This window comes from Corynebacterium sp., from assembly GCF_012838985.1.
Classification (GTDB): domain Bacteria; phylum Actinomycetota; class Actinomycetes; order Mycobacteriales; family Mycobacteriaceae; genus Corynebacterium.
The window spans coordinates 1-8,071 of record NZ_DUOE01000166.1 but is presented as its reverse complement, the minus strand read 5'-3'; the positions used below and the strand labels follow the sequence as shown (position 1 = coordinate 8,071).

The window sequence follows — 8,071 nt, the reverse complement described above, 5'->3', positions numbered from 1 at the left end:
GCGTGGAACTTCGCCTGCTTCGGTGTGGTCACGGGCGAGATGATCATCTCCATCAAGGAGCACAACAAGTCGATGCGCCAGGTTTCCCTGGGTGGCATGATGGCCGGCCTGTTGGGTGGTATCTCGGAGCCTTCTCTCTACGGTGTGCTGCTGCGTTTCAAGAAGACGTATCTGCGTCTGTTGCCGGGTTGTTTCCTCGGTGGTGTGGTGATGGGCTTCTTCGATGTCCGTGCCTACGCCTTCGTGTTCACCTCGTTGCTGACCATCCCGGCGATGGATCCGATCTTCGGTTATGCCATCGGCCTGGCGGTCGCGTTCTTCACGTCCATGCTGCTGGTGGTCTTCCTGGATTACCGCGGTAAGGAGGAGAAGGAGGAGGCGCTGGCCCGGATTGCTGCTGAGCGGGAGGAGGCCAGCCGTGCGGAGGACGAGCGTATCGACGCCGCCGACACCGCCGTTGCCACCGGCTCCCCCGAGCGCGTCGTCGCCGCGGGCGACACCTTCCAGATCGGTTCCCCGCTGGCCGGGCGGGTGGTCCCGCTCAACGAGGTACCGGATGAGGCCTTCGCCGCCGGTGCGGTGGGCAAGGGCCTGGCGGTTGATCCCTCGGGTGACACCGTCGTCGCCCCGGCTGATGGGTCGGTGATGGTGGCCTTCCCGACGGGGCATGCCGTGGGTCTGAAGCTCGACAGTGGGGTGCAGCTGCTGGTGCACATCGGCATCGACACCGTGAACATGGAGGGCAAGGGCTTTGAGCTGCTGGTGGCCAAGGGCGACCGGGTCACCGCCGGCCAACCCCTGGTGCGTTTTGACCGCGCCGCCATCGAGGAGGCCGGCTACAGCGCCATCACCCCGGTGGTGGTGACCAACCACCGCAAGCTCGCCGACGTCGTGGCGCTGACCGCCACAGGTGAGGTCGCCGTCGGCGATCCGGTCATCGACGCCACCGCGAAGGTCACGGAAACGGTCTAGACCGGCAGGTCGGTGGGGAACTCCACCGGCTCGTTGATCGAGGTGGTCTCCTGGAGGAAGGCGGTCCCGTCGCCGTAATCGGTGAAGGCCTCGACGACGCGCAGCTGGTCGTCGAGGGTGACCTCCGCGGCGTAGATCTCCTCGTCGTCCCGGTATTCCTGGTTGATGCGGAAGACCCGGGCGTCGAGGTCGATGATCTCGACCGAGGAGTTGATGGGGTCCTCCCAGTACTCCTCGGTCTCCTCCTCGGCGGCGTCCTCTTCCGTGAGGTCCTCTTCGGTGACCTCTTCCATGGCGGATTCCCACTCGCCGCCGTCGATACGCGTCCACATCTCATCGGCCGTCTCGAAGGTCTCGTAGGTGATGCCGTCGATGATCTCGACGTGCAGGAGCTGCTCGGCCTCGTGGTCGATGTAGGAGGTGTCGGAATCGCCGTCGAGGGGCTCGCGGGTGTCTGGGTCCACCAGGCGGGAGGTGAAGACTTCCGAGGTGACGGTCTCCTCCGCACGTGTCATCAGCTCGAAGAAGAGGTCCTCGTCGACGGTGCCGTCGTCGTTGAGCGGGATGGCGATCGATCAGTCGGCCTCGGTGGTGACGGTCGTCTCGGTGGTGGGGGAGCTGTCGGTGCCGCAGGCGCTCAGTGCCAGGCCGCAGGCCAGGGCCCCGGCAAGGGCAGTCATCTTGATGTGTCGCATTCGCCTGATCCTAGTTCGCTGTGTCGGGCGCTACCATGTGAGGCATGATCAAAGTCGGACTCACAGGTGGCATCGGCAGCGGAAAATCAACAGTGACAGGCCTGCTCCTCGCACGCGGCATTCCGGTGGTGGACGCGGACCAGATCGCCCGCGACGTCGTGGAACCGGGCCAGCCGGCCCTGCAGGAACTGGCGGAGGCCTTCGGCCAGGACATCATCCGGGAGGACGGCTCGCTCGACCGGGCGGGCCTGGCGGCGAAGGCCTTCGTGGATGCGGAGCACACCGCCCTGCTCAACTCCATCACCCACCCGCGCATCGCGGAGGAGACGGCCCGGCGTTTCGCCGCCGCCGAGGAGGCGGGGGAGGCGGCCATCGTCTACGACATGCCCCTGCTGGTGGACAAGGGCCTGGACCGGCAGATGGACCTGGTTGTGGTGGTGGACGTGGCGGCGGAGGAGCGGGTGCGACGGCTCGTCGCAAAGCGCGGCCTGGAGGAGGCGGACGTCCGCCGGCGTATCGAAGCCCAGGTGTCCGACGATATCCGCCGCGCCGCCGCGGACGTGCTCATCGACAACAACGGCCCGATCGACGCCCTGGTCCCGCAGGTCGACGAACTGGTCGAGGAGATCCGCCGCCGCGCGGCCTAGGGAATGGAAACAGCTCAGTCGGGGTTACGCCTGGTGGACGTAACCCCGAGGTAGTTGAAGGATTTTCTGTTTTGTCTGTGCCGTTGAGCATTCTTGACCTGGTCTCCATCTCCGAGGGTGCCACCGCAGCTGATGCGATCGCAGCCTCCATGGATTCCGCCCGCATCGCCGACCAGCTGGGCTATGAACGCCTGTGGTTTGCCGAGCACCACAACACCGCGAACCTCGCCTCGAGTGCGACCTCGCTGCTCATCTCGCAGGCGGCAGCGGTCACCGAGAAGATCCGCGTGGGCTCGGGCGGGGTGATGCTGCCCAACCACGCACCGCTCCTGGTCGCCGAGCAGTACGGTACCCTGGCCAACATCCACGGTGACCGCATCGACCTCGGCCTCGGACGCGCGCCGGGCACCGACCAGATGACGGCCCGGGCACTCAGCCGGTCCTCGGCGGAGCCGCAGGCCTTCGCCAATCACATCTACGACCTGCAGGGCTGGTTCGGGGCGGACGGCACCGCGCACAGTATGCCGATCGTCTCCTCCGCCTCTGCGGGGACGAAGGTGCCGGTGTGGGTGCTGGGTTCGACGGTGAACGGGGCGTCGATAGCCGGGCAGCTGGGCCTGCCGTTCTCCCTGGCCTCGCATTTCGCGGCCGACCAGATCGATGATGCGCTCGAGGTCTACCGCAGCTCCTTCAGCACGGAGGCGCCGACCGCGCAGATCGACAAGCCCTATGTCATGGCGGGGATCAACGTCATGGTCGCCGACACCGATGAGGAGGCGCACCGGCAGTTCACCACCGTGGAGCAGATGTTCCTGGACATCCGCAACGGCCGGACCCGCCCCATCCAGCCGCCGGTCGACCCCGATTCGATCCCGCGCCAGGACGGCCTGCGGATCCAGGCGGTCGGCTCCCCGGAAACCGCGAAGCAGCAGCTCGCGGACTTCCAGGAGCGCACCGGTGCCGATGAACTGATCACCGTCACCTACGCCTTCGACCCGGCGGTGCGCAACCGTTCCCTGGAGCTGCTGGCGCAGGCCTGGTTCTAACCGATCCGCTTCACGGCGTCGACGACCAGGCCCCAGAACCTGTCGAAGTCCAGGTCGACGGCGACCTGGGTGGTGCAGGTATCGGCGGCCGGGGCCCGGAAGTCGGCCACGGTCATGCCCGTGGTCAGGGAGCCGTGCAGCTCCACATCCAGCGGGGCCTTGCGCGTGGTGAACACGGTCGGGTCGATGAGGTAGGCCACGGCGCAGGGGTCGTGGACCGGCGGGTCATCGAAGCCCTGGGCGTCGCGGTAGTTCTTGCGGAAGGCGTCGAAAAGCGCGACGACGAAGTCGGCGACGTCGGTGCCCAGCGCGGCGAGCTTCTCCTCGACCTCCGGGGTGGCCAGCGCCTGGTGCGTCAGGTCCAGGCCGACCATGGTCAGGGGCCAGGACTCGTTGAAGACGATGTGGGCGGCCTCCGGGTCGATCTTGATGTTGAACTCCGCCACAGCGGTCCAGTTGCCCACGTGGTAGCCGCCACCCATGAGCACGACCTCCTTGACGCGCTGCGCGATGCGCGGTTCCTTGCGCACGGCCAGGGCGATGTTGGTCAGCGGCCCGGTCGGAACCAGGGCGACGGTGCCGGGTTCATGGCTCATGACGGTGTCGATGATGAAGTCCACGGCGTGGGTGTCCTGCACCTGCACCGTGGGCTCCGGCAGGCGGTAGTTGTGGATCTCCATGCCGGTGTCACCGTGGATGTCCTCGGCGACCTCGACGGGGCGGACCAGCGGACGGGTGACACCGGGGTAGATGGGGGCGTCGATGCCGGCGATGGTGGCCACCACCTGAGCGTTGTGGGTGACCTTGTCCAGGGTGTGGTTGCCACCGACGGTGGTGATGCCGAGCAGCTCGATCTCGGGGTTGCCGGCGGCCAGCAGCATGGCCACGGCGTCATCGTGGCCGGGATCGCAGTCGAGGATGATCTTGGTGGGCATAGGGGAAACTCCTAGTGGGTGGTGGTGATCGGGGTGGGGGCGGACGTGTCAGCCAGGTTCCTGGCCGCCACGGTATCGGTGATGGATTCCGGGCGGGGGATGAGCAGGGAGCACAGGAATGCCAGGGCGAGGATGATCACACCCGCCCACATACCTGCGGCATAACCGCCGCCGGTGTCGCCGAAGCTGGTGGCCACGGCGAAGAGGATGGCGAACGAGATGCCGGCACCCAGGTTGAAGGCACCGGCGTTCATGCCCGGCAGATAACCCTGGTTGTCGGCCGGCGAGAGCACCACGCCCAGGCCGTTGAGCATGATGTTGGCGATACCCGCGTAGGTGATACCGACGAAGACGGAGATGCCCAGGTAGGCCAGCGATGAGGTGCTGCCGACCAGGAAGGTGGCACCGGCGACACCGGCGATGGTCAGTGCGATGCCGATCTGCAGGACGATCTTGTAGCCGAATTTGCCGGCCAGCACACCGGCGATCGGGCCGAAGACCAGACCAGCCAGCGCGTACGGGGTCAGGGTCCACCAGGACACCACACCGGCGGACATGCCCGCACCATGGGCTGCGTCCTGCGCGAGGTTCGGGAGCAGGCCGTTCATCACGGCGAAGACACCGGTCATGGTCAGCAGGGTGGTCAGCAGCAGCGCCCAGGTGCGGCGCTGGCTGAGGTACTCGACGGACACCAGCGGGTTCTTCACGCGCTTCTCAATGTTGTAGAAGACGACGATGCCGGCGATACCGACGATGAACAGCACGGCGACGAGGATCCAGTTGGCGTCCGCAAGCTTGCCGGCCTCGTTGAAGGCCATGAGCAGGGAACCGATGGACACCGCCAGCGGCAGCACACCGAGCCAGTCCATCTTCGGGGTCTCCTCAGCGGTGGACTCCTTCACACCGAAGGGCAGCGCGACGACAGCGACCGCACAGAACACGGCCATGACCCAGAAGATGGAACGGAAACCGAAGTGCTCGGCCAGCCAACCACCGGCGATCGCATCCACACCACCGATACCACCGTTGACGGAGGTCACGATACCCAGCAGCAGGGCATACTGCTTCTCGCTGGGCACCTGCTGGCGCAGGATGATCAGACACAGCGGCACCGTCGGACCGGCGGCACCCTGGATCAGGCGGCCGAGGAACAGGACGGCCACATTCGGGGCCAGCGCGGCAACGACACAGCCGATACCGGTGACCACCATCATCCCGATCAGCACTTTACGGCGTCCGATCAGGTCACCCCAGCGGGGCAGGAACAGGGAGAACAGGGCGGCCGCGGTGAAGAACGCGGTCTGGGTCATGCCGATCTGGGCCGGGGTCGCGTCAAGCTCGACCTCCATCGTGGCCAGGGCGGGGGCGAGCATGGAGGCATTGAGCTGGAAGGCGAAGACCGCGACCAGCAGGGCGATCATCAACGGGACGATCGTGGTGGCCGAGGCTCTTCTCGGCTCGACGGTTGTGGACATGGTCCCTCTCAATTCGGTGGATGGATTCAGTCGTTGACGGTGGGGAGGGTGCTGTCAAGCGTGGGGTAGGAGGCCTGCGCGCCGGGCCGGGTGGCGGCGAAAGCGCCGACGCGGGCGGCGAAGCAGGAGGCTTCAATGAGGGTGGCGCCCTCAGCGAGCTTTGCGACGAGCGCGCCCGCAAAGGCGTCACCACTGCCCGTGGTGTCCACGGCCGTGATCTGCGGGGTGGGGATGTCGGTGAGGCCGTCCGCATCGCCGACGATGGCGCCTTCCGCACCCAGCGTCATCACCACGGAGGCGAAACCCTGGGCGAGCAGGGCGGAGACGAGCGTGGCGGGGTCACTTTCCGCGAAGGGCACCCCGAGCAGGTCCAGCACCAGGGCGCCCTCGTGCTCGTTGACCAGCAGGGGATCGGACTGGAGCAGCTGCTCGATTCCGACCGGCACGACCGGGGCGAGGTTGACCACCACGCGCCCCTGCGCGAGGTCCACCGCGCGGTCGAAACCGGAGGCCGGGATCTCGCCCTGGAGCAGCAGGATCCCGGCACCGGCCACGGTTTCCGCGTGGGCGTTCACGTAGGCGGCATCCACGCTGGCGTTGGCGCCCGGGACCACGATGATGGTGTTCTCGCCGTCCTCGGCGACTGTGATCACCGCGAGCCCGGTGGGGCCGGCCACGGTGGTGATGGCGGAGGTGTCCGCGCCGGAGTTGTGCAGGTGTTCCAGGGCGGCCGCGGCCATGGAATCGGAGCCGACCGCGCCGATCATGGTCACGTCCGCCCCGAGCTGGGCGGCGGCCACGGCCTGGTTGGCGCCCTTGCCGCCGGCGCTGATGTCACCGCCGCTGCCCAGCAGGGTCTCTCCGGGGCTGGGGTGGCGGTGGACGTGGGTGGTCAGGTCGGCGTTGATGGAACCGACAACGGCGATGGCTGTCATGGTGTCGTCCTTATTGATTCTCGTTCGATGAGGGTGGTGGGGATGCTGATGTACCTGCTCTGTGGTTTCTCGCCCTCGATCAGTCCGTTGAGCACGGCGAAGGCCCGGTGGGCCATGGTCTCCACGTGCTGGTCGATCAGGGTCAGCGGGCGGGGCTGCAGGTCGAAGAGTGGTTGATTGTCGAAACCGACGATGCTGATGTCCTCCCCGATGCGCAGCCCGGCCCGGTGGCAGGCCTCGAGGACGCCGATGGTCATCATGGAATCACCGGCGAACAGCGTCTTCACGCCCTGACCGATGAGGTGGTTCGCCCCCTGGAAACCCCGGCTCTGTTCATAACCGCCGAGGAAGACGGGTTGCTCGGAGAATCCGGCATCGGCGCAGGCCTGCCGGAAGGTGTCCAGGCGGTGGCGTCCCGTGGAGGTGCTCGTCGGCCCGGAGAGATAGCCGACCGGAAGCGCGTTGTGCCGCACCAGCAGGTTGACAGCCGCTCTGATGCCGGGCTCCGGGTCGGAGACGACAGTGGGAATGGAGCTGGAGGGGAGCTCGCGGTCGATGAGCACCAGGGGGAGGGACTGACGGTGCAGTTCCTCGAGCTGATCCGCGCATCCCTCATCCGGGACGCAGATGATGCCGTCGACCCCGTGGCTGGCCAGGAAATCCAGCGACGAGGCCATCATCGCGGCGTTCTCGTTGCTGTTGGTGATGATCACCGCCATGTCCGCGGCCTCGGCGACGTCCTGCAGGGCGGTGACCATGGCGGCGAAGTAGTGGTTGATCAGGCTGGGCACCACCACGCCGATGGTGTTGGTCCGCGAACTCTGCAGGGCACGGGCCTGCGCATTGGGGCGGTATCCCAGCTCCGTGGCCAGGGCCTGGATCCGCTCGCGGGTTTTCTGTGTCACCGCAGGATTATCCGCGAGCGCCCGGGAGACAGTGGCGATGGAGACGTCGGCCTGAAGAGCGATGTCCTTCAGGGTGGGGCGGGGCTTCTCCGGGACCATGTGCTCACCTCGATCAATGCCGGTGCGATGTAAGCGTTTACAGTAAACGTTTACATTCTAAACCGGGAGAGGCCCTGTTGGCCAGCCCAGGTTTCGGCAGCCTGGTGACCGCCGTCATACGCCCCGTCAGGCGCCGGTCTTGCTTCTCGACGCCCGCGCCAACCGCTCCACCAGCTCATCGGGCAGCGGCTTATGCGGCGTGAAGGTGATGCCTGTCCTGGTGGCCCTCAGGCTGGCGGCCGTGATTTCCTTTGCTTCCGGGAGAGTGCGGGCCAGGAGTGCACGCAGGTGAGTCAGCGCGGGCTGGAAGGCTTCGGGGGCGGCGGCGATGTAGGCGTCAGGGTCGGTAGGGGTCGTCATGG

General features: G+C 66.8%; 8 protein-coding genes and 1 pseudogene. 3 read left to right on the top strand and 6 right to left on the bottom strand.

Annotation, left to right across the window (positions count from 1 at the left end; genetic code table 11):
* On the top strand, positions 1-972 hold a 972-nt coding region (locus GXZ33_RS09650; protein WP_291340823.1), incomplete at its 5' end, for a glucose PTS transporter subunit IIA.
* Here GXZ33_RS09650 and GXZ33_RS09645 read toward each other — a convergent pair.
* Positions 969-1,487 (bottom strand): hypothetical protein, encoded by a 519-nt coding sequence (locus GXZ33_RS09645; protein WP_291340822.1) that lies wholly within the window; start codon positions 1,485-1,487, stop codon positions 969-971. The genes GXZ33_RS09650 and GXZ33_RS09645 overlap by 4 nt on opposite strands.
* 224 nt (positions 1,488-1,711) lie before the next feature.
* On the opposite strand from GXZ33_RS09645, the gene coaE reads away from it, so the two are divergent.
* Together coaE and GXZ33_RS09635 are read left to right on the top strand one after the other, a co-directional pair.
* Entirely contained in the window at positions 1,712-2,314 is a 603-nt protein-coding gene (gene coaE / locus GXZ33_RS09640) for a dephospho-CoA kinase (protein ID WP_291340821.1), read from the top strand.
* Between the two features lie 77 nt (positions 2,315-2,391).
* Complete coding sequence (locus GXZ33_RS09635) at positions 2,392-3,360, top strand: LLM class flavin-dependent oxidoreductase (protein ID WP_291340820.1); 969 nt, start codon at positions 2,392-2,394, stop codon at positions 3,358-3,360.
* Here GXZ33_RS09635 and GXZ33_RS09630 read toward each other — a convergent pair.
* The 5 genes and pseudogenes from GXZ33_RS09630 to GXZ33_RS09610 form a co-directional block, all read right to left on the bottom strand.
* Entirely contained in the window at positions 3,357-4,295 is a 939-nt protein-coding gene (locus tag GXZ33_RS09630; RefSeq protein WP_291340819.1) for a nucleoside hydrolase, read from the bottom strand. The two genes, GXZ33_RS09635 and GXZ33_RS09630, sit on opposite strands and share 4 nt — an antisense overlap.
* Positions 4,296-4,306: 11 nt before the next feature.
* Complete coding sequence (locus tag GXZ33_RS09625) at positions 4,307-5,770, bottom strand: MFS transporter (RefSeq protein WP_291340818.1); 1,464 nt, start codon at positions 5,768-5,770, stop codon at positions 4,307-4,309.
* 26 nt (positions 5,771-5,796) lie between these two features.
* A complete protein-coding gene (locus GXZ33_RS09620; RefSeq protein ID WP_291340817.1) occupies positions 5,797-6,705 on the bottom strand; it encodes a ribokinase in 909 nt (302 codons plus the stop codon).
* Positions 6,702-7,709: a LacI family DNA-binding transcriptional regulator gene (locus GXZ33_RS09615; protein ID WP_291340816.1), complete on the bottom strand. Its 1,008-nt coding sequence runs from the start codon at positions 7,707-7,709 to the stop codon at positions 6,702-6,704. The genes GXZ33_RS09620 and GXZ33_RS09615 overlap by 4 nt, the downstream gene beginning before the upstream one ends.
* 126 nt (positions 7,710-7,835) lie before the next feature.
* A pseudogene (locus GXZ33_RS09610) lies at positions 7,836-8,071 on the bottom strand (DUF1801 domain-containing protein); the annotation flags it as partial.

Bases quoted from the DNA above. Each gene is read 5' to 3' on its own strand.
- GXZ33_RS09645 (WP_291340822.1), bottom strand. From the start codon at position 1,487: ATGACACGTGCGGAGGAGACCGTCACCTCGGAAGTCTTCACCTCCCGC.
- coaE (WP_291340821.1), top strand. From the start codon at position 1,712: ATGATCAAAGTCGGACTCACAGGTGGCATCGGCAGCGGAAAATCAACA.
- GXZ33_RS09630 (WP_291340819.1), bottom strand. From the start codon at position 4,295: ATGCCCACCAAGATCATCCTCGACTGCGATCCCGGCCACGATGACGCC.
- GXZ33_RS09625 (WP_291340818.1), bottom strand. From the start codon at position 5,770: ATGTCCACAACCGTCGAGCCGAGAAGAGCCTCGGCCACCACGATCGTC.
- GXZ33_RS09620 (WP_291340817.1), bottom strand. From the start codon at position 6,705: ATGACAGCCATCGCCGTTGTCGGTTCCATCAACGCCGACCTGACCACC.
- GXZ33_RS09615 (WP_291340816.1), bottom strand. From the start codon at position 7,709: ATGGTCCCGGAGAAGCCCCGCCCCACCCTGAAGGACATCGCTCTTCAG.